The 23027-nt window shown below is 65.0% G+C and carries 28 protein-coding genes and 2 pseudogenes; 21 read left to right on the forward strand and 9 right to left on the reverse strand.

What is annotated here, in order from left to right:
• Positions 1 to 44 precede the first annotated feature (44 nt).
• The 4 genes from ychF (at position 45) to A5759_RS06710 (ending at position 2726) form a co-directional block, all read left to right on the forward strand.
• Complete coding sequence (gene ychF, locus A5759_RS06695) at positions 45 to 1139, forward strand: redox-regulated ATPase YchF (RefSeq protein ID WP_068195391.1); 1095 nt, start codon at positions 45 to 47, stop codon at positions 1137 to 1139.
• Positions 1140 to 1207: 68 nt separating this feature from the next.
• Entirely contained in the window at positions 1208 to 1597 is a 390-nt protein-coding gene (locus A5759_RS06700; RefSeq protein WP_068195395.1) for a nuclear transport factor 2 family protein, read from the forward strand.
• A 136-nt stretch (positions 1598 to 1733) separates the two neighbouring features.
• On the forward strand, positions 1734 to 2099 hold the full coding sequence (locus tag A5759_RS06705) for a hypothetical protein (protein ID WP_068195399.1): 366 nt from the start codon (positions 1734 to 1736) through the stop codon (positions 2097 to 2099).
• Positions 2100 to 2216: 117 nt separating this feature from the next.
• Positions 2217 to 2726, forward strand: coding sequence for a nitroreductase family deazaflavin-dependent oxidoreductase (locus A5759_RS06710; protein ID WP_068195402.1), 510 nt, complete (start codon positions 2217 to 2219; stop codon positions 2724 to 2726).
• An 86-nt stretch (positions 2727 to 2812) separates the two neighbouring features.
• Here A5759_RS06710 and A5759_RS06715 read toward each other — a convergent pair.
• The 5 genes and pseudogenes from A5759_RS06715 to A5759_RS06735 form a co-directional block, all read right to left on the reverse strand.
• Positions 2813 to 3247, reverse strand: a pseudogene (locus A5759_RS06715) (arsenate reductase ArsC); the annotation flags it as partial.
• A gap of 55 nt (positions 3248 to 3302) precedes the next feature.
• Positions 3303 to 4359 (reverse strand): annotated as a pseudogene (gene arsB / locus A5759_RS06720) (ACR3 family arsenite efflux transporter); the annotation flags it as partial.
• The gene (locus tag A5759_RS06725) at positions 4356 to 4727 is read right to left on the reverse strand and encodes a metalloregulator ArsR/SmtB family transcription factor (RefSeq protein WP_068195407.1); all 372 of its coding nucleotides are present in this window, start codon (positions 4725 to 4727) and stop codon (positions 4356 to 4358) included. The pseudogene arsB and the gene A5759_RS06725, both read right to left, overlap by 4 nt.
• Before the next feature lie 63 nt (positions 4728 to 4790).
• On the reverse strand, positions 4791 to 5333 hold the full coding sequence (locus A5759_RS06730) for a DinB family protein (protein WP_068195412.1): 543 nt from the start codon (positions 5331 to 5333) through the stop codon (positions 4791 to 4793).
• A gap of 61 nt (positions 5334 to 5394) precedes the next feature.
• Entirely contained in the window at positions 5395 to 5877 is a 483-nt protein-coding gene (locus A5759_RS06735; RefSeq protein WP_068195414.1) for an ArsI/CadI family heavy metal resistance metalloenzyme, read from the reverse strand.
• A gap of 101 nt (positions 5878 to 5978) precedes the next feature.
• Here A5759_RS06735 and A5759_RS06740 point away from each other — a divergent pair, with 101 nt between their 5' ends.
• From A5759_RS06740 to A5759_RS06755, 4 genes are read left to right on the forward strand one after another with little or no spacing between them, the layout of a single operon-like run.
• A complete protein-coding gene (locus A5759_RS06740) occupies positions 5979 to 6338 on the forward strand; it encodes an Rv2640c family ArsR-like transcriptional regulator (RefSeq protein WP_068195417.1) in 360 nt (119 codons plus the stop codon).
• A gap of 40 nt (positions 6339 to 6378) precedes the next feature.
• On the forward strand, positions 6379 to 6744 hold the full coding sequence (locus A5759_RS06745; RefSeq protein WP_068195422.1) for a DUF1801 domain-containing protein: 366 nt from the start codon (positions 6379 to 6381) through the stop codon (positions 6742 to 6744).
• On the forward strand, positions 6741 to 7277 hold the full coding sequence (locus tag A5759_RS06750) for a GNAT family N-acetyltransferase (protein ID WP_068195425.1): 537 nt from the start codon (positions 6741 to 6743) through the stop codon (positions 7275 to 7277). The genes A5759_RS06745 and A5759_RS06750 overlap by 4 nt, the downstream gene beginning before the upstream one ends.
• A gap of 23 nt (positions 7278 to 7300) precedes the next feature.
• A complete protein-coding gene (locus A5759_RS06755) occupies positions 7301 to 7852 on the forward strand; it encodes a VOC family protein (RefSeq protein ID WP_068195428.1) in 552 nt (183 codons plus the stop codon).
• Between the two features lie 7 nt (positions 7853 to 7859).
• Here A5759_RS06755 and A5759_RS06760 read toward each other — a convergent pair whose 3' ends face one another.
• A complete protein-coding gene (locus A5759_RS06760) occupies positions 7860 to 8126 on the reverse strand; it encodes a hypothetical protein (protein ID WP_068195431.1) in 267 nt (88 codons plus the stop codon).
• A gap of 124 nt (positions 8127 to 8250) precedes the next feature.
• Between A5759_RS06760 and A5759_RS06765 the strand changes: the two genes are divergently transcribed.
• The 3 genes from A5759_RS06765 to A5759_RS06775 all read left to right on the forward strand — a co-directional run bounded on the left by A5759_RS06765 (position 8251) and on the right by A5759_RS06775 (position 10288).
• Positions 8251 to 8736, forward strand: coding sequence for an SRPBCC family protein (locus tag A5759_RS06765; protein ID WP_068195655.1), 486 nt, complete (start codon positions 8251 to 8253; stop codon positions 8734 to 8736).
• A gap of 155 nt (positions 8737 to 8891) precedes the next feature.
• Entirely contained in the window at positions 8892 to 9167 is a 276-nt protein-coding gene (locus A5759_RS06770) for a WGxxGxxG family protein (protein WP_066807980.1), read from the forward strand.
• A gap of 80 nt (positions 9168 to 9247) precedes the next feature.
• Complete coding sequence (locus A5759_RS06775) at positions 9248 to 10288, forward strand: DUF2993 domain-containing protein (RefSeq protein WP_231984571.1); 1041 nt, start codon at positions 9248 to 9250, stop codon at positions 10286 to 10288.
• 196 nt (positions 10289 to 10484) lie between these two features.
• On the opposite strand, the gene A5759_RS06780 is transcribed toward A5759_RS06775, so the two are convergent.
• The gene (locus tag A5759_RS06780) at positions 10485 to 11162 is read right to left on the reverse strand and encodes a guanylate cyclase (protein ID WP_068195658.1); all 678 of its coding nucleotides are present in this window, start codon (positions 11160 to 11162) and stop codon (positions 10485 to 10487) included.
• Between the two features lie 42 nt (positions 11163 to 11204).
• Between A5759_RS06780 and A5759_RS25885 the strand changes: the two genes are divergently transcribed.
• Positions 11205 to 11381 (forward strand): hypothetical protein, encoded by a 177-nt coding sequence (locus A5759_RS25885; protein ID WP_094288903.1) that lies wholly within the window; start codon positions 11205 to 11207, stop codon positions 11379 to 11381.
• On the opposite strand, the gene A5759_RS06785 is transcribed toward A5759_RS25885, so the two are convergent.
• Complete coding sequence (locus A5759_RS06785) at positions 11363 to 12148, reverse strand: adenylate/guanylate cyclase domain-containing protein (protein ID WP_068195437.1); 786 nt, start codon at positions 12146 to 12148, stop codon at positions 11363 to 11365. The genes A5759_RS25885 and A5759_RS06785 overlap by 19 nt on opposite strands.
• A 25-nt stretch (positions 12149 to 12173) precedes the next feature.
• Here A5759_RS06785 and A5759_RS06790 point away from each other — a divergent pair, with 25 nt between their 5' ends.
• Positions 12174 to 13130: a hypothetical protein gene (locus A5759_RS06790; RefSeq protein WP_068195440.1), complete on the forward strand. Its 957-nt coding sequence runs from the start codon at positions 12174 to 12176 to the stop codon at positions 13128 to 13130.
• 94 nt (positions 13131 to 13224) lie between these two features.
• Here the strand turns inward: A5759_RS06790 and A5759_RS06795 are convergent, their stop codons facing one another.
• Entirely contained in the window at positions 13225 to 14082 is an 858-nt protein-coding gene (locus A5759_RS06795; RefSeq protein WP_068195661.1) for an alpha/beta fold hydrolase, read from the reverse strand.
• Between the two features lie 99 nt (positions 14083 to 14181).
• Here A5759_RS06795 and A5759_RS06800 point away from each other — a divergent pair, with 99 nt between their 5' ends.
• From A5759_RS06800 to A5759_RS06835, 8 genes are all read left to right on the forward strand, one after another.
• Positions 14182 to 14796: a TetR/AcrR family transcriptional regulator gene (locus A5759_RS06800; RefSeq protein WP_231984572.1), complete on the forward strand. Its 615-nt coding sequence runs from the start codon at positions 14182 to 14184 to the stop codon at positions 14794 to 14796.
• A 257-nt stretch (positions 14797 to 15053) separates the two neighbouring features.
• Entirely contained in the window at positions 15054 to 15821 is a 768-nt protein-coding gene (locus A5759_RS06805; RefSeq protein WP_064397605.1) for an ABC transporter permease, read from the forward strand.
• On the forward strand, positions 15818 to 16672 hold the full coding sequence (locus A5759_RS06810; RefSeq protein WP_064397607.1) for an ABC transporter permease: 855 nt from the start codon (positions 15818 to 15820) through the stop codon (positions 16670 to 16672). The genes A5759_RS06805 and A5759_RS06810 overlap by 4 nt, the downstream gene beginning before the upstream one ends.
• A 2-nt stretch (positions 16673 to 16674) precedes the next feature.
• Positions 16675 to 18135, forward strand: a complete 1461-nt coding sequence (locus A5759_RS06815) for an MCE family protein (protein WP_068195443.1) — start codon at positions 16675 to 16677, stop codon at positions 18133 to 18135.
• A 37-nt stretch (positions 18136 to 18172) separates the two neighbouring features.
• Complete coding sequence (locus A5759_RS06820; RefSeq protein ID WP_066847593.1) at positions 18173 to 19204, forward strand: virulence factor Mce family protein; 1032 nt, start codon at positions 18173 to 18175, stop codon at positions 19202 to 19204.
• Positions 19201 to 20553, forward strand: coding sequence for an MCE family protein (locus A5759_RS06825; RefSeq protein WP_068195664.1), 1353 nt, complete (start codon positions 19201 to 19203; stop codon positions 20551 to 20553). Before A5759_RS06820 ends, A5759_RS06825 begins: the two co-directional genes overlap by 4 nt.
• Positions 20550 to 21875, forward strand: coding sequence for a virulence factor Mce family protein (locus tag A5759_RS06830; protein ID WP_068195446.1), 1326 nt, complete (start codon positions 20550 to 20552; stop codon positions 21873 to 21875). The genes A5759_RS06825 and A5759_RS06830 overlap by 4 nt, the downstream gene beginning before the upstream one ends.
• Positions 21875 to 23026: an MCE family protein gene (locus A5759_RS06835; protein WP_156616846.1), complete on the forward strand. Its 1152-nt coding sequence runs from the start codon at positions 21875 to 21877 to the stop codon at positions 23024 to 23026. The genes A5759_RS06830 and A5759_RS06835 overlap by 1 nt, the downstream gene beginning before the upstream one ends.
• Position 23027 lies beyond the last annotated feature (1 nt).

The following is a 23027-nucleotide window of genomic DNA, read 5'->3' on the forward strand; positions in this document are numbered from 1 at the left end:
GCGGTTCTGGCGTGCCCGTCGCGGTCTCCTAGACTCTGGACTCTGTGAGCTTGAACCTGGGAATCGTCGGCCTGCCGAACGTCGGGAAATCGACGCTGTTCAACGCGTTGACGCGCAACGACGTCCTCGCGGCCAACTACCCGTTCGCCACGATCGAACCCAACGAGGGTGTCGTTCCGCTGCCCGATCCGCGACTGGCCGAGCTCGCCAAGATGTTCGGGTCGGAAAAGATCGTTCATGCGCCGGTCACCTTCGTTGATATCGCCGGGATCGTCAAGGGCGCCTCCGAAGGCGCCGGGCTGGGCAACAAGTTCCTCGCCAACATCCGCGAGAGCGATGCGATCTGCCAGGTGGTGCGCGTGTTCAGCGACGACGATGTGGCGCATGTTGACGGCCGCATCGATCCCAAGTCCGACATCGAAGTGATCGAGACCGAGCTGATCCTGGCGGATATGCAGACGCTGGAGAAGGCGCTACCGCGGCTGGAAAAGGAGGCCAGGACGCATAAGGAACGCCGGCCCGCGTATGAGGCCGCCGTGGCTGCGCAGGAAGTCCTCAACGAAGGAACCACGTTGTTCGCCGCCGGAAGCGATGTCGCGCCGCTGCGGGAGCTGAATCTGCTGACCACCAAACCGTTCCTGTACGTGTTCAACGCCGACGAGGCCGTGCTGACCGACGAGGAGCGCAAGGCGGAGCTACGTGAACTGGTCGCACCCGCCGACGCGGTATTCCTGGACGCGAAGATCGAGGCCGAGCTGCAGGAGCTCGACGACGAGTCGGCCGCCGAGCTGTTGGAGTCCATTGGCCAGACCGAGCGGGGGCTGGATGCGTTGGCGCGCGCCGGTTTTCACACGCTGAAGTTGCAGACGTTTTTGACCGCCGGCCCGAAAGAGGCCCGCGCGTGGACGATTCACCAGGGCGATACCGCGCCGAAGGCGGCAGGTGTGATCCACACCGACTTCGAGAAGGGCTTCATCAAAGCCGAGATCGTCTCCTACGACGACCTGATCGAGGCCGGATCGATGGCCGCGGCCAAGGCCGCAGGCAAGGTGCGGATGGAAGGCAAGGACTACGTCATGGCCGACGGCGACGTGGTTGAGTTCCGTCACGGAGGAACGTCAGGGAGTGGCAAGAAGTAATCGATAGATTGTCGCCTTACTAGTCCAATCCGCGCCCACGCATTCCCGGGCATGCTTACGCTCGGAAAGTGCTGTATCGGTGGTTCGTCCGTAAACAGGCATACACGCTGTGGGACCGACTGTCCGATCAACGCATCGACGAAATCCCCATCGCGGACGACGTCCACTTCGTCTACCTCGGTGACCACCCGCTCGCGACGGAGCTTCATGGCGCCGCCGCGATGCGTGACTGGCTACGCAATGAACTCTTCCGTCGCCTTCCCGGCCTGCGATTCGAAGTAGAAGACATACTCATCGAGGGTGGGCCGTGGTCCACCAGGATGGCGACTCGTTACGCCGCGAAACGGAATGGAGAGTTGGTGTACCGCGGTGTGCAGTTCACCCGCATCGTGTGGGGCAAGCTGGTTGAGGAACGAGTCCTTCCTGATACCAGCGCACTTTCCGCTGCGCTTGAGTGATCGCAGCGTGCGGAACAGTGTCCACACTCGGCGACACCGACGGTGACGTGGTGGAATTCCGCCACGGACAAACGTCAGGCGGCAAAGCCGCCGCTCGCTGATTCCACAGCGATCGCGGCGGCGTTAGGGTTACCCGATGATCGGTAATGGAGATGCCGATGGTGGGGATGACTCCGATCGGCGCATCGCTGAGATGGATGAGCACGAGCAGGCCCTTGGACGGCGCGAATTTGAACAGTTGCGGCGGGAGCGAATCGCCGACGAACGCGACCGGACGGCCGATGAACGGGACCGTATCGCCGAGGATCGCGAGCAGGCGGCGGATGAGCGCGAGCGGCGTGCGGACGAGCGTGAAGGTGCCAGCGAAGAGCGTGAGCGCGATCGTCTGCAACGCGTCGCTGACAGGGAAAGTCGCTCCAAAGCAGCTGAGAAACGGGACGAGGCCGAGATTCGGCGTGCAGTGGCAGAGACCCGGCGGTCGATCGATGAGAGCCAGTCCTAGCGGTGCTGACGAACTGCGACGTGGTCGAGTTCCGGTTCAACGTCTAGGCGTCTGACGGCTGGACGCTCGTTGCCGCAGTTCTCCTAAGCTTCGGCTCGGCACCGTTACGATTTCGCCATGCCGATCCCGACGGTAGATCCGACGACTGATAGCAGAGGCTTCGTCAAGGGCGTTATTGGTCGGTTCGCCATGACGCCAATGGGGCAGTGGTATCTGAGGCACGTCTCTCCGCGAGTTGATCCCGCGCTCATGCGTCGCACGCGCGGTCGGGTGAGTTCGATAGGCGCTTGGCCGCGTTGCGTTCTGCTGATCCACAAGGGCGCCAAGTCGGGAACCGAGCGTGCCACGCCGCTGATCTATTTCTCAGACGACGACCGCGTGATTCTGGTCGCGTCGAACTACGGTGGCACCCGACATCCGGCGTGGTATCACAACGTTGTGGCCAATCCCACGGTAACGCTCTGCGGGGGAGGGTTCGAGGGACGATTCCTAGGTCAGGAAGTCACAGATGCTGACTATGACCGCCTGTGGGCGCTTGCCAAGCAATGGAACCCCGGTTACAACCAGTACGAAGCATCCTCCGGGGATCGAAAGATTCCGCTGTTGGCGTTCACGCCAATCGGCTAGACCGAGATTCGTTAGCCCACCGCGATGTGGTCGAGTTCCGGTTCAACGTCTAGACATTGAGTTCAGTGGCCCTTCCAGCATTGCCGCTACGCACGGGGCACGCGTCGAACGACGACGCCGAGAGCATCGAGTAGGCGGCGGACGCGCTCTTCGATGTCGTCACGGATCGATCGAACGGCGTCAACCGACTGGCCTGCGGGATCGGGCAACTCCCAATTCTCGTACCGCTTTCCGGGGAAGACGGGACACGTGTCTCCACAACCCATGGTGACGACGACATCTGCGGCTTGGACGATCTCGTCGGTCCAGGGCTTGGGGAACTCGTCGGTGATGTCGATGCCGACTTCTGCCATGGCCTCGATTGCGGAGGGGCTGATCTCATTGGCTGGTTCGGAGCCGCCGGACCAGCCAACGGCGTCATCCCCGGCCATGTGGACGAAGTAGCCCAGCGCCATCTGGGACCGTCCGGCGTTGTGGGTGCACAGGAACAACACGGTCGGCTTGCCGTCGGCCACCTTTCCTGTCATCGCGCGCTCCGATCGGACGTGACGGGTACTGGGGTCGATTCGTCGGTGAAACGGCGGCGAAGGGCGAGTGAGACGTAGACGAGGGCGACGAGCACGGGTACTTCGATGAGCGGGCCGACGACTCCGGCGAGTGCCTGGCCCGAGGTGGCGCCATATGTGGCGATGGCTACGGCGATGGCGAGTTCGAAGTTATTGCCCGCCGCGGTGAACGCAAGGGTGGTGGTGCGCTGGTAGCCCAGCCCCAGCAGGGCTCCGAGGAGGTAGCCGCCGCCCCACATCACGGCGAAGTAAGCCAGCAGCGGCAAGGCGATGCGGACAACGTCCAGGGGACGGCTCATGATCTGTTCGCCTTGCAACGCAAAGAGATTCACGATGGTGAACACCAGGCCGTACAGCGCCCAAGGGCCGACTTTGGGCAGGAACGTCGATTCGTACCAGGCGCGGTCCTTGGCCCGCTCTCCGAGCCGCCGGGACAGGTATCCCGCGAGCAGTGGAATGCCCAGGAAAATCAGCACGGATTTGGCGATGTCCCAGGGCGAGGTGCTGATGGTCGTCTGTTCCAGGCCGAGCCAGCCGGGTAGCACCGACAGGTAGAACCAACCGAGCACCGCGAACATGATGACCTGGAAGATCGAGTTGAGCGCGACCAGAACGGCGGCGGCTTCGCGGTCGCCACAGGCGAGGTCATTCCAGATAATCACCATGGCAATGCATCTCGCGAGACCCACGATGATAAGGCCGGTGCGGTATTCGGGCAGGTCGGACAGCAGCAGCCAGGCCAGCGCGAACATCAGCGCCGGGCCGAGCACCCAGTTGAGTACCAACGAGCTGATGAGCAACTTGCGGTCGGCGGCGACGGTGTCGAGTCGGTCGTATCGGACCTTTGCCAGCACCGGATACATCATGATCAGCAAGCCGAGCGCGATCGGCAACGAGATGCCATCGATCTCAACGTGATTCAAGGCAGTGTTCAGGCCTGGAACGAGTCGTCCGAGAAACAGTCCGGCGGCCATCGCGATACCGATCCACACCGGCAGGAAGCGGTCGAGCAGCGACAGTCTCTCCACAACGGCGGGATGCGTGTCCGCGGTGACGGGACCCGTCACGCCGGTGCCGCCTCGTCGGCGACCGTGCTCAGTAGCGACGAGAGGGTCATCAAAGTCTCAGTACGGACGGAGTAGTACACCCAGGACCCACGACGCTCGGAGGCGAGAAGCCCGGCGTCTTTGAGGACCTTGAGGTGGTGAGAGATTGTCGGTTGGGTGACGTCGAAGTCGCTGGAAATGTCACAGACACAGGCCTCTCCACCGGCGTGACTGGCGACCAGGCTGAACAGGCGCAGGCGCACTGGGTCGGACAGGGCCTTGAGTTTGGCTGCGATGTCGGCAGCGGCAGCGACCGACAACGGTTCGCGGATCACGGGAGCGTAGGCGCAGGCCGTCCCGTCGTCCAGCGGGTGACGTGACTTAGACATCCATCGATATTGACAGGTATCGATCCAGGGCACAAATGAACTTCGAGTGGACCGGAGCTGCCCTCAGATTTTCCGGGTGAGGGTGAGCTGGCGGGAGTGGAAGTCGAAGTGCCGCCCTGGGTATCGGTAGAGATCCTCCAGCGTCATGTAGTCGCTGAAGAAGGGGTCCCAGCCCGTCGGGAAATGCATACCCCGGAGGAAGGCGCTGTCGGGTTTGTTGGCCATCCGCTGTTGGAGCGAACTGATCACCCGGTCGAGCTTTGCCCCCATCCGGCGGCGGTTGTACACGAGCGCGGCGGCTCGCGACCCGTAGTAATTGATCAGGTGGAAGGGGTGGGTCGATGCGTTGAGGATGCAAGCGAACGCGGCGCTCGCCGCGCGCGGAAGCCGCCCGAAGACCGCTATCAGCACCACCAGCCGTTGAACGACCATGTATCCGAAAACTATGTGGAACAACAACTCTTCATTGGTCCATCGGGTGCCGTCGGTCGGCCTTGTCCAGTCCGAGGGTTCGGCACTGTCGAGCAGTCGGTGGAAGTCGATGCGGGCACGTTCGAGGTCGGCGTTGATCGCGGCTCGATCGACGCTCGTACCGCCCGCCTCCATACTTCGATGATGCGCCCGCCGCGACCAGATCTCCACGAGGTCGCGGCGGGACGCATCGCATCTAGCAGCAGGAAGACGTTGCCGCCACCTTGTCATCGCTGTCCGCGGCCGTACCGCCGCAGCAGACGCCGCCTTCAGCGTGCCCGTCACCGGGGTGCTGCGGGCTCGTGCCGAAGGTGTCGGAGTCTTCGAGCACCGTGTACACCTCCCACTTCTCGCCCGCTGGGCCCGTCACCCAGACCTTGTCCTGCTTGGCGAAACAACAGGTGGTGCCGATCTCTTCGTCCGTGAACAGCCCTTCGTCGCTCAGGCGGGCGATTTCGGCGTGGACGGTCTCGCTCGTCGCAACCTCGACTCCGAGGTGGTTGATCGTGCCGCCCTTACCGGGATTCTCCAGCAGGACCAGCTTCAGGGGTGGTTCCGTGACGGCGAAGTTCGCGTAGCCCGCCTTGGTCTTGGCGGGCGGAGTGTTGAACAGCTTCGAGTAGAAGGTGATTGCTTCGTCGAGATCGTCGACGTTTAGGGCGAGCTGAACGCGGGACATGATGTTCCTCCATACTTGTGAGACATATATCGAAGTAGCCGGCTGTCCACCACCCTCCTCACCTTTTTGATATATGTCAAGACCCGTGGCAGACTTGCTTCATGCCCAAGTCGTTGCCCGTGATCGATATGTCCGCGCCGGTGTGCTGTGCGCCGGTTGCCGCCGGTCCGATGAGTGACGACGACGCGCTCCACGTCGCGCTTCGACTCAAGGCGCTCGCTGACCCGGCCAGGGTGAAGATCATGTCGATGTTGTTCAGTTCGTCGGCGGGCGAGCAGAACAGCGGCGAACTCGCGACGGCACTTGGGTTGACCGAATCGACTGTCAGCCATCACCTGAACCAGCTTCGACGCGCTGGGCTGGTCGAATCCGACCGGCGCGGAATGAACGTGTACCACCGGCCGCACCGCGATGCGCTCGGTGCGTTATGCGCCGTCTTGGACCCAAACTGCTGCACGTAGTCTCGCCGGGGTCGTAGCGGCGAGGCGTTACATTCGAGGTATGACTGACGACTGGCGCGTCGACCGGGTTGAGGAGATTCGGTCACTGATCAAACAAGCCGAGCCCGACGTCGTCGAGGAGATCAAATGGCGCAAGCCATCGAATCCCGATGGTGTGCCTGCGTTCTCGTTGGACGGCCTCATCTGCACGCTGGAGATGTATAAAGGCAAGGTCAAGGTGAATTTCGCCAAGGGCTCGTCCATCGAGGACCCCGATGAACTCTTCAACGCGAGTCTGCAGGCACCCGTCGGGCGGTCGATCGATCTACGCGAAGACGACGAACTGGACCCAGAGGCGTTCAAGGCCCTGATCAACCGAGCCGTCGAGGTCAACCGCAGCAACAAGGCGTCGAAGCGCCGCAAGTGAGGATCGCCGACCGGCTTCCCCGCGGCGAAGGCAACGTGACGGTCCGGCGGCTGCGACACGGCGACGCGCACGCCTTCGCGGCGGGCACTGACGACGACGCGGTGCGACGGTTCGCACATCTACCGCTGCGGGAGTACTCGGCAGAGATCGTGCGCGAGCAGATCGACGGCGTCATCGCACGCGGTCTGGCCGACGACACGCTCGCCGTGCTGGCCATCGCGGACGCGTGGTCCGACGGCTTCCTCGGCAGCATTGTCCTTTTCGACATCCATGAATCCGATGCGGAGGTCGGGTTCTGGTTGGCTCCGCAGGGACGCGGTCGCGGCGCGGCCCGTCAGGGTCTGTCGGCAGTCGTTGGTCTGGCCACCGAAGCCGGATTGACGCGGTTGACGGCACGGACCGCTCCGAAGAACGACGGATCTCGTCGGGTATTGGAAAGCGTCGGCTTCGTGCTGGCGGACGGTCCCCGGGACGAGGTCACGCCATCTGGAGAAACGATGACCGTCGTGACATACGAATACTACACTCCGTAGTAAACAATGGGCGGGAGGTCGCGATGCGGTGGCGCGGGGTCAGTCACGTGGAGTTTGCGGTGCTGGACTACGACGACTCGATCGCCTTCTACGACGCGTTGTTCGGCTGGCTCGGATACAGCAGCTTCTCGTCGATGGACATGGAGTACCAGTCGATCTACTACATGACGCGCTACGTCAACCCGCACAGCTACATCGGCATTCAACCTGCCCACACCGGGGCGAAGCTGACCCACGCCGACCAGGCCGTCGGCATCAACCACATCGCCCTGTGGGCGCGTAGCCGCAAAGAAGTCGATTGCTTCCACCGCGAGTTCCTGGTCGCGCGCGATGTCCCGGTCACCGACCCACCGAGGGAGTATCCGCAGTACTGGCCCGGCTACTACGCGGTCTTCTTTGACGATCCGATCAACGGCATCCACTGGGAGTTGGCGTGGGTGCCGAAAGTTCCGACGCCCCGGCATGTTTGGTCGTTCTACCGAGCGTTGCGGGCATTCGCCAAAGCCAGGCCGGACCTGGCGAACACCGTGGCGGGAGTCACGTGGCAGGCGAGAAGGACCCTGCCGCGCCAGTAGACCGAAGTCAGGGGAGGGCTACCCGCACCGAGCCGTCACACGCCTGGACTGTAGGGCTGGCGACGCGCACCGAGCCGTCGCACAAGCGCGATTGCGGATGGCTGGCGCGCACCGAACCGTCGCCGGGGGCAGCGACATCGGAGTATTCGATCCTCAGCTCCGGATGCGGTGACGGGGTCGCATGGGCGGCACCCGCGGTGAGTGCTGCGGCGAGGGCCGCACCCCCCAACAGCGTCGCCCCGATCAACGACTTCTTCGCGCCGTGTGTGTTCATGTCTGCCTGGTTCCTTTTCTCGAGGCTTCGCGTCGTGTCGCGTCGCCGGTGCGATGAGTAGAAGGCGCCGGAGGCGCTACCGATCCCAAGAATTGCGATCGCCGAATCGGGTTCAATGTTGGTGATGACACGCACGGATAGCGCATCGCGGGTGGTCAAGGCGCCGTTGAGCCGCGTCTTCGAGGCGCTCGTAGACCCTGAGGCGCTGGTCGAGTGGCTTCCGCCGTCGGGGATGACCGGCCGATTCGAACACTTCGACCCCCAGCCTGGTGGCTCCTACCGAATGGTCCTGACCTACAGCCACCCGCCCGCGCAGGGCGGCAAAAGCAACGCTGACTCCGATGTCGTCGAGGGACGCTTCGTCGAGATAGAGCCCGATGAACGCATGGTTCAAACCGTCGACTTCGCCTCTGCCGACGCGATTTTCGGCGGAACGATGACGATGACGTGGTCGGTGACGAGGGTCGACGGCGGGACCCGGGTCGAACTGCGCGCGGACGACGTGCCGGTCGGGATCTCGGCCGCCGACCACGCGGACGGAATGAATTCTTCGCTGCAGAACCTCGCGGACTACCTCGCCAGGCGACAGGCCGTGTTTCGCGCCGAGTGATCGGCCCACCAAGCGACGCACGCGCGATGCATTGTGAGATCTCGCCGGCATCAGGTTTGAACGGGTTCTTCTGCGTGAACACCTGCTCCCGAGCTAGGGGGGGTGGGCTTGGAGTCCATGGGTCGTCTAGCTCCGACACAAAAAGGAGCAACACAATGCATAAATCACTGGCGGTTGGCGCCGTGACTCTCGGTCTGCTGTTCGGCGGCGCTGGTGTCGCCAATGCGACTGATCTGACCGTGCCCGCAACGACCACCACGACGGTGGCGCAGGAAGTCGAGCACGAGCAGGAAAGCGACAACACCGGTCTGTGGGGGCTTGCAGGGCTCCTGGGCCTGCTGGGCTTGCTCGGACTGAAGAAGCGCAGGGACGCCGACTACCCGGCCGTTCGCAACACCGGGACGACGAACCCGCCGCCGCCGCGGGCGTAGTACCGCACTCGATCTACGAGCCCCCGCCAGGCCCGCCCTGGCGGGGGCTTCTCGAGTACTGATAGGGCAGAATCGCGCACGTGACGCAGCCGCCGCACCGCCCGGGTCCGCCTGACTGGCGGGGCCGTGGCTCGCCGCCACCGCACCCGGGTCAGCGGCGACCTCCGCCCCGGCCACCGGAGCCGCCCCGGCAACCGGCCCCGCCGCCGCACGAGCGGCCGACCGAGCAACTCCGCACCCCAAGGGGGCCGGCGAGCGCCGGTCCGACACAACGCTTCCCGCGACCACCGTCACCGGCCGACGTGCAGCCGACCCAGCAGATCCATCGACGAGAACCGATCCCACCGCCGCCACCACCAACGTTCGGGGCGCCGGGCGGCGACGAGAAGCCGCGCCGCAGACACGGTTTCAACAAAACGTCGATCGTGCTGGTCGCCGTCATCGTGCTCGCCCTGCTGGCGGGTGGCCTGGCCGCCGGCGAGCTCTATGCGCGGCAGCGCGCGGACAGCATCTTGACCGAGGTCGCCGAGTGCGTGACCGAAGACGGCGTCAAGATTTCCTTCGGAGTGAACCCCCCGTTCCTGTGGCAGCACATGACGGGGCATTACACCAATATCTCGGTCACCACCGACGGAAACCGGGTGCAGAGCGCCGACGGTATGACCGCGCAGGTCACCCTCGCCGATGTGCGGTTGCAGGACACCGGAGATTCCAAGGGCACCATCGGGTCGCTCGACGCGACGCTGAGCTGGAAGTCGGCCGGTATCAAAGACACCGTTGCCGCGAACCTGCCCGGCGTCGGCAATCTGGTCACGGGCGTGCGTACCGACCCCGCGGCGGGGACGGTGATCCTGGAGGCCGGCGACAACAGTGTCAGCGCCAAACCCGTCGTCACCGACGGTGACCTCAACCTGCAGGTCCTCGACGTCACCGGGCCACTGCCCAAGGACGCTGTGCAGACCGCGCTCAACGACCTGACCAAGAAGCTCAACGACAACTACCCGCTCGGGATCCAAGCCGACAGCGTCGAGGTCACCGACTCCGGCGTGGTCGGCACATTCTCGAGTCGAGACGCCGCCATCCCCAAGGAGGACGCCAACCCCTGCTTCGCGCGCCTTTAGCGCTACAGAATCGGGACCGTACTGATGACTGTGCCGGTGGCAAAGACGCACCCGGACAACAGCATCGTGAGTGCGGCGAGCAGGAGTGTCACGGTTAATTTCATCCACGTCAACATGCCAATGACGGTATGGCGGCCGGAACGAAAAAGAAGCAGGGGTTTCCCTTGCCTTGCAAGCCTCGTTTCCGGGGCCTCGATCAGTCCAGCGTCACGGCGATTTCGGGGCTGAGTTGGTAGCCGGGCGCGAGCGGCAGTGTGTCGCCGCTCCAGAACGAGCCCGGGTCGAACCAGTTGTAGTGCTTCTCCGAGGTCAGCAAACCCATCTCCTCGTAGGTGATTGCGACGGTCTCGGCGCAGTACGCGGTCTGCAGCCCCACTTGGAGCTTCTCCTGTTTTCTGCGTAGCGTCGCATCGCGAACCTTCTTGTGTACGAACGGAATTCCGCGGGTGAAGTCGGTGACGGCCAGGCGCCCGCGAAACCACCGGCCGGTCAGCCGCGCGGTGCTCGGGAACGGTGTGCCGTCCATGCGGGCGACCACCTTCAACGCGCGGTCCTCCTGCTCGCGGCTGGCGTACGGCGTGAGTTGGCGCAGCCAGCAGCGCTGGTGATAGTTGGTGATCCACCGCTCCACCACCAGGCGTGCGTCGTTGAGTTGCACGCCTCGTTGGTTGCGCCCGGTCCACATGTCGGTCAGCTTGTCGCCGAGTTCGGCGTGCCAGATCAGCGGCGGCAGGTCTTCGATCGCGATCGTCATCCCGACGTGGTTGACCGGGCTGTTGGTCAACGACTGAATCGCCCGGTCCGGCCCCGACCGTCCGCGAAACAGCCACAGATCGCCGGTGCGGGTCGCCTCGAGCGCCTGCTCCAACGACACGGTGGTTGGTTTCACATCCGCAGCTTAGGCAGACTGAGCGTCATGCGCGGTATCTGGAAGTGGGTCGGGCTGGCGAGTGTGGCGGGTGTGGTGGCAGGCGGGGCGCTGGTCGCGCGCGATCAGCGGCGCCGCAATTCGTACACACCCGATGACATCAGGGCGCGGCTACACCAGCGGGTGGCCGAGACCAACGCCGACGGTCAGGACGCGACGGCATAGAGCCGGTGTGATCCGTTGAACCCCTTGAGTTCGGCGTCGCGGCCGTCGTCGAACTCGATGTCCTCGACGTCGGCTAGCGCGTCGCGCACCACCTCGCTCACCAGCACCTCGCCGCCGTTGGCTTCGTTCGCCACGCGGGCGGCCATCGCGACATTGCGCCCGAACAGGTCGTCACCGCGGCGCACCGACTTACCCATGTGAATGCCCATCCGGACGCGAATACTGTTGGCCGGACGACGAAGTGACTGCTGCACCTCGATGCTGCAGCGCACCGCTTCCTCCGGTTGGGCGAAGGCCACCATGAACCCGTCGCCCTGACTCTTGACCACGTAGCCCGAGTGTTTCTTCACGTGGCGGCGCACCATCTTGTCGTGGCGGCCCAGCAGTCGGACCCAGGCGCGGTCACCGATGCGTTCGTTGAGCGCGGTCGACTCCTCGATGTCGGAGAACAGGATCACCATCTTGCCGCTCGGCGAGAGCCGGGCCAGGTCCGGCCGTTCGACCTCGGCCCAGTCCGCAAGGTCCTCGATCGAGGATCGCACCGCCGCGCCGAGGCCGTCCTTGCGCAGGATGTTCGCGGTCTGCCACACCTGCTTCACCGCCTCGCGACCGCCGCTGAACAGCATGTTCCTGGTGTCCAGACGCCGGTGGGCTTCGTCGAGTTCCGCACGCTGGCGGGTGTAGCGGATCCACAGCACGGCCAGCGCGACGGCTTCGGCCGCCGCCACAATCGCCAATACGTAGGCCACGATCTGGGCACCGGTCACCCCCCAAGTATTGGATGCTGAACCGGTGACGTCTGCGGAGCCCCCGTATTACGAGAGTCGCTACATCCGCGCCAACCACCCTGACCTGCCTCAGGCGCTGTGGCTCCGGGAGACGCTGCTGCTCCCCACGGCGGGGGAGGCGGTCGCAGACGTGTGGGTGATGGTCTTCGACCCGGACGGCGCAGGCAACCGCGCGCTCAAGGAGCCGTACCCGATCGAGTCGGCCGACTACGGCTATGAGGACTGGACCGCGCGCATCGCCGCGACCGTCCTCGACGACCGGTCGGCCGAGGGGGTGGTCACCGGTGGGCGCCGCTCGGCGCGGTGGGACCTGCGCATCACCCCGGGCGACGAAGCACCGGTCCGGCTGCTCACCGACCGTGCCTACGCGGCGCGGTTTCCGACCGCCAAGACGACGGTGCGCCATCCCCTCGCGCGCTTCGACGGATTGCTCGAACTCGACGATGTCCGCCTCGTTCTCGACGGCTGGACCGGCAGCGTCAACCACAACTGGGGCACCCGGCACACACCGTCATACGCATATGGGCAGGTCTGCGGATTCGACGACGCACCGGATACGACGCTCGAGATCGTCACTGCCCGAGCGGCGTTCGGGCCGGTGCTGTTGCCAGGTGTGACGTTGTTCGTGTTCCGGCATGCCGGTCAGGAGTTCGCCGTGCGCTCGATCCGCGGCAGCCTGCAGACCCACGGCCACTACCAGCCGTTCACATGGACGTTCGGCGGGCGGGTCGCCGACCAGATGATCGAGGGCGAGATCGTGACGCAACCGTCCGACGTGATTGGGCTGACGTACACCGACACGGACGGCGCAAGGAAATACTGCTACAACTCCGCGATCGCCAGCTGCCGAATCCAGGTGGCGGGCAAGGCGTTCGAGCGCGCCGAGTTGACGGCCAACCGGCGCGCGATGTTCGAGATCCTGACCAATGACCGCCACGAGGCAGTGTCGCTGCTCGCCTGACGGCGACTCGAAACTGAACTTCTGCACGAATTCTCGCAACATTTTCGCGCAAAACCTCAGTTTCGGCGCGTGCAGCGACCGTGGCGGTCGTGAGTCACCGGCTGACGAATTGCACCACGACTTCGGAGAACGCGTCGTTGTCGTCGCCGGCGGCGGTGTGCCCGGCCTCGGAGAGCTCGACGAACTCGGCCCGAGGCACCTTCTCCAGGAAGTCCTTGACCCCCGCGGTGCTGACCACGTCGGAGAGTTTCCCGCGGATCAACAGGATCGGCATGGTCAAGCTCATCACCGCGTGCTCGAGCTTCTCCTCGCGGACGAACCGGTCGTCGATCGGCGCGGTGAGAAACGCCGGATCCCAATGCCAGAACCAGCGTCCGTCGCGAAATCGCAGGTTCTTCTTCAGGCCTTCGGGGTTGCGCGGCCGCTTCCGGTACGGCAGATACGCGGCGACCGCGTCGGCCGCCTCGTCGAGGGTCTCGAATCCTTCTATGCCGCTTGACATGAACTCGCGGATGCGCGCGCTGCCGTCCTTTTCGTACCGCGGCACCACGTCGACGAGCACGAGCTTGGTGACCTTTTCGGGTCCCGCAGCGGCGGAAGCCAGCATGCCCGTCATCCCGCCCATGCTCGCGCCGATCAAGGCGACCGGACGCCCGATCTGCTCGATGACCGCGAGCGTGTCAGCACTCAACGCGTCGACGGTGTAGTTGGCGCCCGGCGCCCGGTCGCTGTCGCCGTGTCCCCGGCTGTCCAGCGCGACCACGTGCAGACCCAGAGCGGCCAGAACGTGTCCGGTCTGCTTCCACGAGTAACGGTTCTGGCCGCCCCCGTGCAGCAGCAGGACGGAGGGCTGCTGCGTCTGCGCACCACGGTTCCACTCGTCGGCCACCAAGGTGATGTCCTCCGACCCGCGGAACTTAACGGTCTGCGGTTCGCTGTCAGTCGCGCTCACGGCCGTCCTCTCCGGCTCGCCCCGGTGGCTCACGTTACCTACCGGGAATTTCCGTCGATCCCGGTGTCCGTGATGAGAGCGTCAATATACTTTGCGCTCGTGCAGCCCGAGTTTGCCGCCCATGACCGTGAGCGCATCATCGAGGCTGCTTACGCCTGTTTGTCGCAACCACACTCGGGACCCGTTCCGATCGCTGCGATTCTGCAGCGGGCGGAAGTCTCGACCCGCGCTTTCTACCGTCACTTCGAATCCAAGGACGAGTTGTTCCTCGCCATGCTGCGCGAGGAGACCGACGCGTTGGCGCGGCGCCTCGACCGCGTCCTCGAGGAGAAGTCGGGTGCTCCCTCCGAGCAACTCGAAGCCTGGATCGAGGCGATGTTCGGGCTGATCCACGACGAGGAGATGCGGATGCACTTCACCGTCATCGACTCCGACGAGGTCCGCGCGGCCAAGGGCTATCGCGAGACGCGCGAGAAGGCACACGCCGATCGTGAGCGCTCACTGGTGGAGATCCTGCGGCGCGGCCGCGACCACGGCTCGTTTCCGCTGGCCGACCCCGAGCAGGATGCGGTAGCCATCAACGCGATCATCAGTCGCGTGTTGATCAGCCAGACCTTCGACGACCACGAGGGTCTGCGCCTGGCCAAGGCCCGCATGCTCGACTTCGCGCTCCGCGCGCTGGGCGCCAGGCAGGTCGTCGCCGAAGAGCGATGATTTCCGAGACCGCGCCGGTCCTGCCTGCTGGTTCGCGGTGCGCGAAAGTTAGCCGGTGGCCTTTGTAATGGGGAAACTGCCCTGACTGACGTCGGTGGTTGCGCAACCGCAAAATCCCGATATACGGTTCCCGGACGTCCGGCCGTGTGTACCCTTGCGCCACAGCCATCACGGGCGCGGGTTGTTGGTGTCAGGGAAGGTCGGCGGGCTATGGCAGTGCAGATGGCAGTGCGAAGCGCGCGGGTGGGAGCCGACTGATGGTCGCTGTCAATGCAATTGCAAAGCCCGTGCGCGCGTTCGGCGGCTTCTACTCCATGGCGCTCGACACCTTCGTGTGGATGTTTCGGCCACCTTTCGCGTGGCGTGAGTTCATCTCTCAGTCGTGGTTCGTCGCACGCGTGTCAATACTGCCGACCCTGATGCTGACCATTCCGTATACGGTGTTGCTGACCTTCACGTTCAATATTCTGTTGGTGGAGTTCGGCGCCGCCGACTTCTCCGGAACGGGCGCGGCGCTCGGAACCGTACGCCAGATCGGGCCGATCGTGACAGTGCTGGTGGTCGCGGGCGCAGGCGCCACCGCAATGTGCGCGGACCTCGGCGCGCGCACCATCCGCGAAGAACTCGATGCGCTGCGGGTGATGGGTGTGAATCCCATTCAGGCGCTGGTCGTTCCACGCGTGGCGGCCGCGACCCTGGTGTCGCTCGCGTTGTCGGCGACCGTGATCCTCGTCGGGCTGGCCGGCGCATACTTCTTCGTGGTCTACATTCAGAATGTCTCACCGGGTGCGTTCGCCGCCGGTCTGACGTTGCTCATCGGGACCACCGACGTCATCATCGCGTTGCTCAAGGCCGCGCTGTTCGGCTTGTCCGCAGGCATGATCGCTTGCTACAAGGGCATTTCCGTCGGGGGAGGGCCTGCCGGCGTCGGCAACGCGGTCAACGAAACCGTGGTCTTCACGTTCATGGCGTTGTTCGCGATCAACATCGTCGCGACTGCGGTCGCGGTAAAGGTGACGATGTGACTGTTTCACGGCCGCATTCCCAGTTCCCCTGGCTGAAAGCCAGGTTCAAGAGCGTCGCCGATCCGTGGAACCGAGTCGGGATGCAAGCCAAGTTCTTCGGCCGCACCCTGACGTCGATCCGCTACACCGTCGTGCACTACCAGGTCGAGTTGATCCGGATCATCGCCCAGATGGGCCTTGGGGCCGGGGCGCTCATCATCATCGGCGGCACGGTGGCCATCGTCGGCTTCCTCACCGTGACGACGGGCGCCCTGGTGGCGGTGCAGGGCTACACCGACTTCTCCGAGATCGGCGTCGAGGCACTGACCGGTTTCGCCTCGGCGTTCTTCAACGTGCGGCTGATCGCGCCGGCGACGACGGCGGTGGCGTTGTCGGCCACCATCGGCGCGGGCGCCACCGCGCAACTGGGTGCCATGCGGATCAACGAGGAGGTCGACGCGCTGGAAGTGATGGGCATCCGAAGCATCGCCTACCTCGCATCGACGCGGGTCGTCGCCGGCTTCCTGGTCGTGATCCCGCTGTACTGCGTCGGCGTGATCGCCGCGTTCTGGGCGGCACGCTTCGGCACCACCGTGATCTACGGTCAGTCGACGGGCGTGTACGACCACTACTTCAGGACGTTCCTCAACCCCACGGATCTGATGTGGTCGTTCGGTCAAACCATCGCGCTCTCAGTGATGATCATGCTCGTACACACCTACTACGGCTACACCGCGCGAGGTGGACCCGCCGGCGTCGGTGAGGCCGTCGGGCGGGCAGTGCGCACCTCGCTCATCGTCTCGGCCTTCGTGCTGGTGATGCTGTCGCTCGCTGTCTACGGTCAATCCGGCAACTTCAACCTGGCCGGTTGATCATGGACATCGAAGACGAAGGCCTGCACCCCGCGTGGTGGACGTTGATCCTCGTGGTCATCCTCGCCGCCGCCATCTGGCTGACGTACGCCCTGTTCGTCGGCGCCTTCAGGGCGACCGAGACGGTCACGCTGACATCCGACCGCTCGGGTCTGGTGATGGAAACCGACGCCAAGGTCAAGTTGCGCGGCGTGCAGGTCGGTCGGGTCTCCGCAATCCAGGGCGGCAGCCAGCCGGTGGCGTTGAAGCTGGAGATCGACAAGGACAAGCTCCAGTTCATCCCGTCCAACGTCGAGGCGCAGATCCGGGCGACGACGGTGTTCGGGGCCAAGTTCGTCGATTTGATCTATCCGAACGATCCGAGTTCACAGCACCTGGCCGCCGGTCAGGTGATCGAGTCGCGCAACGTCACCGTCGAAGCCAACACGGTGTTTCAAAACATCGTCGACGTGCTCGAACAGATCGACCCGGCCAAGCTCAACAGCACGCTGTACGCGCTCGCCGAGGGGGTCCGGGGTCAGGGCGAGCTGATCGGTCAGGCCACCACCGACGCGAATCAGGTTCTGCTCGAAGTCAATCCGCGCTACGAGACGGTGACCGCCGACTTGCGCGCGCTGCGGGATTTCAACGACACGTACAGCGCTGCGGCACAGGACATTCTGAGCACCCTGGACGCGCTCAGCACGACGAGCACCACGATCACCGCCCAGGCCAGCCAATTGGACGCGCTGCTGATGGCCACCATCGGGCTCTCCAACAGCGGAATCAACCTGCTGGCGCCGAACCAGGCCAACCTGATCAAGTCCATCAACGTGCTCGAGCCGACGACGAACCTGCTGTACAAGTACAGCCCGGAGTACACCTGCCTGCTGACCGGTGCGAAGACCCTGCTGGACACCGGCGGGTACGACGGGCCGGGCGGTAACGGCCGAACACTGGTGCTGGACGTGGCCCTGGGCGTCGGCGACGACCCGTACCGGTACCCCAATCACCTGCCGATCGTCGGCGCCAAGGGCGGGCCGGGCGGTAAGCCCAGTTGCGGCTCGCTGCCCGACGTCGCGCAGAACTGGCCGGTGCGCAACCTCGTCACCAACACCGGGTTCGGCACCGGAATCGACTGGCGGCCCAACCCCGGCATCGGCTTCCCCGGATACGCCAACTATCTGCCGACCACCCGTGCGGTGCCCGAACCGCCGAGCGTGCGCAACCTGTTCGGCGGACCCGCGATAGGTCCGATCCCGTACCCGGGAGCCCCGGCTTACGGTGCCGATCTGTACGCCGACGACGGCACCCCACTGTGGCCGGGCCTGCCGGCCGCACCGCCGCCGATGGCGCCGCGGGATCCCGGTCCCACACCGGGTTCGGAGCCGTTCATCGTCCACTCGCCGGCCCAGGTGCAGCCCACGCCGCTGCGACCGACACCGCTGCCGACGCCGGCACGACCGGGCCCCCCGTTCGGATGATCGACGACGCCATGAGAGGTGACACGCCATGTCCAGCATGAACGCCAGGGTTCGCCGAGACGCGGTGCGTCTCGGCGTGTTCCTGGCTGTCTGCCTGCTCGGCGTGTTCGGACTGTTCGCGGTCTTCGGCGAGATGCGCTTCGGGGAGGCCACCAACAGCTATGTCGCCGAGTTCACCAATGTCACCGGCCTGGAGAACGGGGACTTCGTGCGCATCGCCGGCGTCGAGGTCGGCAGCGTGGAAAAGGTTGCCATTCAACCGGATACCACCGCACGGGTCGAGTTCAACGCGGACCAGTCGGTGGTGCTGACCGAAGGCAGCAGGGCCGTCATCCGATACGACGACCTCATCGGCGGCCGTTACCTGGCACTCGAGGAGGGCGTGGGCGGAGTCAAGAAGCTCGAGCCCGGCGGCACGATTCCGTTCGCCCGCACGTCTCCGGCGCTCGACCTCGACGCGCTGATCGGCGGCTTCCGCCCGCTGTTCCGTGCACTGGATCCAGATCAGGTCAACGCGCTGTCGAGTCAGCTGATCCACGCGCTACAGGGGCAGGGCGCGACCATCAACTCGTTCCTGTCCCAGACCGCAGCGCTGACAACGACTTTGGCGGACCGGGACCGGCTGATCGGGGACGTCATCGTCAACCTCAACGTGGTGCTGGGGTCGCTCGGCGACCAGAACGACCAGTTCGCGAAGGCCGTCGACGCGCTCAGCGAACTGGTCGGGACGCTCGCGGAACGCAGAGCGGACATCAGCAACGGGCTGGCGTACACCAACGAAGCGGCCGGAACCGTCGCGGACCTGTTGGACCAGGCCCGGCCACCGTTGCGCAAGGCGGTCCAGGAAACGGACCGTGCTGCGGGGATCGTGGTGGCTGACCACGAGTACTTCGACAACCTGCTGAACACCCTGCCGGATGCCCATCAAGCGCTGGCGCGGCAAGGGCTTTACGGCGATTTCTTCAACTTCTATCTCTGCGACATCGTGCTCAAACTCAATGGCAAGGGCGGCCAGCCGGTGTACGTGAAAGTCGCCGGGCAGTCCACCGGGAGGTGTGCGCCGCGATGAGGTCCTTCTCGGAACGGAATCAGACCGTCATCGGAGCTATCGGGCTCGCGTTGACGATCGGCATCGTGCTCGGGGCGCTGAACTACGACCGGCTGCCGTTCTTGCAGGGCAGCGAGTACTCGGCCTACTTCGCCGAGGTGGGCGGGCTGCAAGCCGGTAAGGCCGTGCGTGTTTCGGGATTCGAGGTCGGCCGGGTCAAATCGATCGAGCTCGACGGACCGCGCGCCCTGGTGACGTTCACCGTCGACAGCGACATCCGGCTGGGTGATCGCACCGAGGCGGCGATCAAGACCGAGGGGCTGCTGGGCACGAAGATCCTCGAGGTCACCTCCCGCGGCGACGGCCGGCAGGAGGGCACGATCCCGCTCGACCGCACGAGGTCGCCCTATGAGCTGCCAGATGCGCTGGGCGAGTTGGCCACGGCGATCAGCGGTTTGAACACCGACCAGTTGTCCGAATCGCTGCGGGTGTTGTCGGCCACGTTCTCCGACACTCCACCGGAGTTGAAGATCGCGATCGAGGGCGTGGCGCGGTTCTCCGACACGCTGAACGAACGTGACGCGCAGTTGCGGGGCCTGCTCGGCAACGCCGACAAGGCCACCAAGGTGCTGGCCGAGCGCAGCAACCAGATCGTGAGTCTGGTGACCGATACCAACGCGCTGCTGGCTGAGCTGCAAAACCAAAGCGCCGCACTCGATGAGATATCGGGCAACATCTCGGCGCTCAGTGGGCAGCTGCAGGGGTTCATCGGCGAGAACCGCGAAACCCTTCGGCCCGCTTTGGACAAGCTCAACGGCGTGCTGACGATCATCGACAATCGCAAGGAACGCGTGCAGAAGTCGCTCTCGTTGCTGACCGACTATGTGATGTCGCTGGGTGAATCGGTGTCGGGCGGTCCGTTCTTCAAGAACTACGTCGCTAACCTGTTGCCCGGCCAGTTCCTTCAGCCGTTCATCGATGCCGCGTTCTCCGACCTCGGCCTGGATCCCAATGTGAAGCTGCCGTCCGAGCTGTCCGACCCGCAGGTCGGTCAGCCGGGGACACCGGCGCTGCCGGTGCCCTTCCCGCGGACAGGTCAAGGCGGTGAACCGCGGCTGACGGTCCCCGACGCCATCACCGGCAATCCCGGCGATCAGGCGTGTGGGCCGCCCGGGCTGCCGTTGCCGGGGCCCGGCTGCTATCCATACCGCGAGCCGCTGCCGGCACCGCCCCCAGGCGGACCGCCGCCGGGACCGCCCGCCGAGGCGCCGCCGGCCATGCGCTCGACCGCGGACCCGACACCATCTCCGGTCGCGGTGCCCGCTCCCGGTGGGCAGGCCCACCTTTCATCGCCGGAGGCCGGACGATGACGCGGGGTGCGCGCAACATGTTGGCCGTTGCGCTGGTCGTGATACTCGCCGCCGGCGCAGTCGTGTTGCTGCGCAACACCGGAGCGATCAACCGCACACACGTCGTCGCCTACTTCGACAACGCCAACGGCATCTACCCCGGCGACGACGTCAACATCGTCGGCGTCCCCGTCGGCAAGATCGAATCCATCGAACCGCAGCCCGACCGGGTCAAGATCTCGTTCTGGTACGACAGCAAGCACAAGGTGCCTGCCGATGCCAAGGCCGCGATCCTGTCGCCGACATTGGTGACAGCGCGCGCCATCCAACTGACCCCGCCCTACACCGGCGGACCGGTGATGGGCGACGACACTGTGATCCCGCAGTCGCGCACCGCCGTTCCGGTGGAGTGGGACGAGGTCCGGCAACAGTTGCAGAAGCTCGCCGAGACGCTGCAGCCCACCGAGCCCGGCGATGTCAGCCCGTTGGGATCGGTCATCAACACCACCGCCGACAACCTGCGCGGTGAAGGCGCCAACATCCGCGACACCGTCGTCAAGCTGTCGCAGGCCGTGACCGCGCTTGGCGATCACAGCACCGACATCTTCTCCACGGTCAAGAACCTGGCGACCCTGGTCTCGGCACTGCAGGACAGCACCGACGTGATGCGTCAGCTCAACCAGAACCTCGCGTCCGTGACCGGACTGCTGGCCAACGATCCCGGCGAGGTCGCCGACGCGCTGCGCGACCTCAACAACGTCGTCGGGGAAGTGCAGACCTTCGTCGCCGACAACCGTGAAGCGCTGGGCACCACGTCGGACAAGCTGGCGGGGGTGACCCAGGCGCTGACCGACAGCCTCGGCGAGCTCAAGCAGTTCCTGCACGTGGCCCCCAACACGCTTCAGAACTACGTCAACATCTGGCAGCCCGCCCAGGGGGCGGTGAGCAGCTTGCCGATGCTCAACAACTTCGCCAACCCGATTTCGTTCCTGTGCGGCGGAATTCAGGCCGCATCCCGGCTGAATGCCGAGCAGTCGGCGAAGCTGTGCGTGCAGTACATGGCGCCGATCCTGAAGAACCGCCAGTACAACTTCCTGCCCATCATGCAGAACGTCTTCTCCGGTGCCACGACGCGGCCCAATGAGCTGACCTACAGCGAGGACTGGCTGCGGCCGGATTACATTCCGCCGCAACCTGTCCCACCCGCAGCATCGCCGCCTCCGTCGGCGCAGGCGGCACCACCCGCACCGGCCGGCCCGCCGCTGGCGGCCGAGGCGCCGGTCTCGACGAACCCGGCCGACGGTCTGCACGGCATGATGGTGCCCCAGGGGGTCGGCCCATGATGCGGCGCAAGATTTTTCGTCCAGTAGCGGTGGTGGCCGTGTCGGCGGCGCTGCTGTCGGGCTGTTCCGACTGGCAGGGGCTGAACTCGCTTCCGTTGCCGGGCGTCGAGGGCACCGGCCCGGGTGCGTTCACGATTCAGGCGCAGATGCCCGACGTGGACAACATCGAGCCGAATTCCCGTGTCCGGGTTGCCGATGTGAATGTCGGCACCGTGCGCAGGATCGAGCGTCAGGGCTGGCATGCGCTGGTGACGATGGAACTCAACGGTGACGTCGAACTGCCCGCCAATGCGACGGCCAAGCTGGGGCTGACAAGCCTGTTGGGGTCGTTGCACATCGAGTTGGCCCCGCCGACCGACGCGCCCCCGACGGGCAAGCTGAAAGAGGGCTCGCTGATTCCGCTCGAGTCGTCGAGTGCCTACCCGAGCACCGAACAGGCGCTGGCCGCAGTGGCGCTGCTGCTCAACGGCGGTGGGATTGGCAATATCTACGACATCACCGAAGCGCTCAGTGTCGCGTTCACCGGCCGCGAGAACGACTTACGCAGCCTCATTGAGCAGCTCGACATCGCGATCGGGCACCTCGATGACCAGAAGCAGGACATCATCGAGGCCACCGAGAGCCTGAACAATCTGATGGGTCAGATCGCCGAGCAGAAGCCGGTGGTGGACAAGGCCTTACGAACCATTCCCGATGCCCTGGCCGTGCTCAGGGATCAGCGGCAGAACCTGGCTGAGGTGCTGACCCAGCTGGGTAGGTTCAGCGCGTTGGCCGCCGACTCGATCAACCAGACCAAAGACGCTCTGGTACAAGAGCTCAAGGACCTGGGCGTGGTGCTGGAGGAGTTGGCCGATGCCGGTCCCGCGTTGACCCGCGCGCTGAGCTTCCTGCCGACTTTCCCGTTCCCGAAGGAGACATTGCTCAATTGGATGCGCGGCGACTACGCGAACCTGACGTTGGTCGTCGACCTGACATTGAGCAGAATCGACTCGAGCTTCTTCACCGGAACGCGGTTCGAGTGCAACCTGACCTGGCTGGAGCTGCAGTGGGGCCGCACCATCGGCCAGTTCCCGAGCCCGTGCAACCACCATGTGCCGCCACCGGGCGGCAACCCGTTGGTCGCTCCGTATCGCTGGGATCAGGGGCCGTAGC

Origin of the sequence: Mycobacterium sp. 852014-52144_SCH5372336 (assembly GCF_001665615.1) — a bacterium.
Lineage (GTDB): Bacteria > Actinomycetota > Actinomycetes > Mycobacteriales > Mycobacteriaceae > Mycobacterium > Mycobacterium neumannii_A.

What these genes read in the sequence shown, in the direction of transcription:
- A5759_RS06705 (WP_068195399.1), top strand. Translation starts at nt 1,734, where the DNA reads ATGATCGGTAATGGAGATGCCGATGGTGGGGATGACTCCGATCGGCGC.
- A5759_RS06710 (WP_068195402.1), top strand. Translation starts at nt 2,217, where the DNA reads ATGCCGATCCCGACGGTAGATCCGACGACTGATAGCAGAGGCTTCGTC.
- A5759_RS06725 (WP_068195407.1), bottom strand. Translation starts at nt 4,727, where the DNA reads ATGTCTAAGTCACGTCACCCGCTGGACGACGGGACGGCCTGCGCCTAC.
- A5759_RS06730 (WP_068195412.1), bottom strand. Translation starts at nt 5,333, where the DNA reads ATGGAGGCGGGCGGTACGAGCGTCGATCGAGCCGCGATCAACGCCGAC.
- A5759_RS06735 (WP_068195414.1), bottom strand. Translation starts at nt 5,877, where the DNA reads ATGTCCCGCGTTCAGCTCGCCCTAAACGTCGACGATCTCGACGAAGCA.
- A5759_RS06740 (WP_068195417.1), top strand. Translation starts at nt 5,979, where the DNA reads ATGCCCAAGTCGTTGCCCGTGATCGATATGTCCGCGCCGGTGTGCTGT.
- A5759_RS06745 (WP_068195422.1), top strand. Translation starts at nt 6,379, where the DNA reads ATGACTGACGACTGGCGCGTCGACCGGGTTGAGGAGATTCGGTCACTG.
- A5759_RS06755 (WP_068195428.1), top strand. Translation starts at nt 7,301, where the DNA reads ATGCGGTGGCGCGGGGTCAGTCACGTGGAGTTTGCGGTGCTGGACTAC.
- A5759_RS06760 (WP_068195431.1), bottom strand. Translation starts at nt 8,126, where the DNA reads ATGAACACACACGGCGCGAAGAAGTCGTTGATCGGGGCGACGCTGTTG.
- A5759_RS06765 (WP_068195655.1), top strand. Translation starts at nt 8,251, where the DNA reads ATGACACGCACGGATAGCGCATCGCGGGTGGTCAAGGCGCCGTTGAGC.
- A5759_RS06770 (WP_066807980.1), top strand. Translation starts at nt 8,892, where the DNA reads ATGCATAAATCACTGGCGGTTGGCGCCGTGACTCTCGGTCTGCTGTTC.
- A5759_RS25885 (WP_094288903.1), top strand. Translation starts at nt 11,205, where the DNA reads ATGCGCGGTATCTGGAAGTGGGTCGGGCTGGCGAGTGTGGCGGGTGTG.
- A5759_RS06805 (WP_064397605.1), top strand. Translation starts at nt 15,054, where the DNA reads ATGGTCGCTGTCAATGCAATTGCAAAGCCCGTGCGCGCGTTCGGCGGC.
- A5759_RS06815 (WP_068195443.1), top strand. Translation starts at nt 16,675, where the DNA reads ATGGACATCGAAGACGAAGGCCTGCACCCCGCGTGGTGGACGTTGATC.
- A5759_RS06820 (WP_066847593.1), top strand. Translation starts at nt 18,173, where the DNA reads ATGAACGCCAGGGTTCGCCGAGACGCGGTGCGTCTCGGCGTGTTCCTG.
- A5759_RS06825 (WP_068195664.1), top strand. Translation starts at nt 19,201, where the DNA reads ATGAGGTCCTTCTCGGAACGGAATCAGACCGTCATCGGAGCTATCGGG.
- A5759_RS06830 (WP_068195446.1), top strand. Translation starts at nt 20,550, where the DNA reads ATGACGCGGGGTGCGCGCAACATGTTGGCCGTTGCGCTGGTCGTGATA.
- A5759_RS06835 (WP_156616846.1), top strand. Translation starts at nt 21,875, where the DNA reads ATGCGGCGCAAGATTTTTCGTCCAGTAGCGGTGGTGGCCGTGTCGGCG.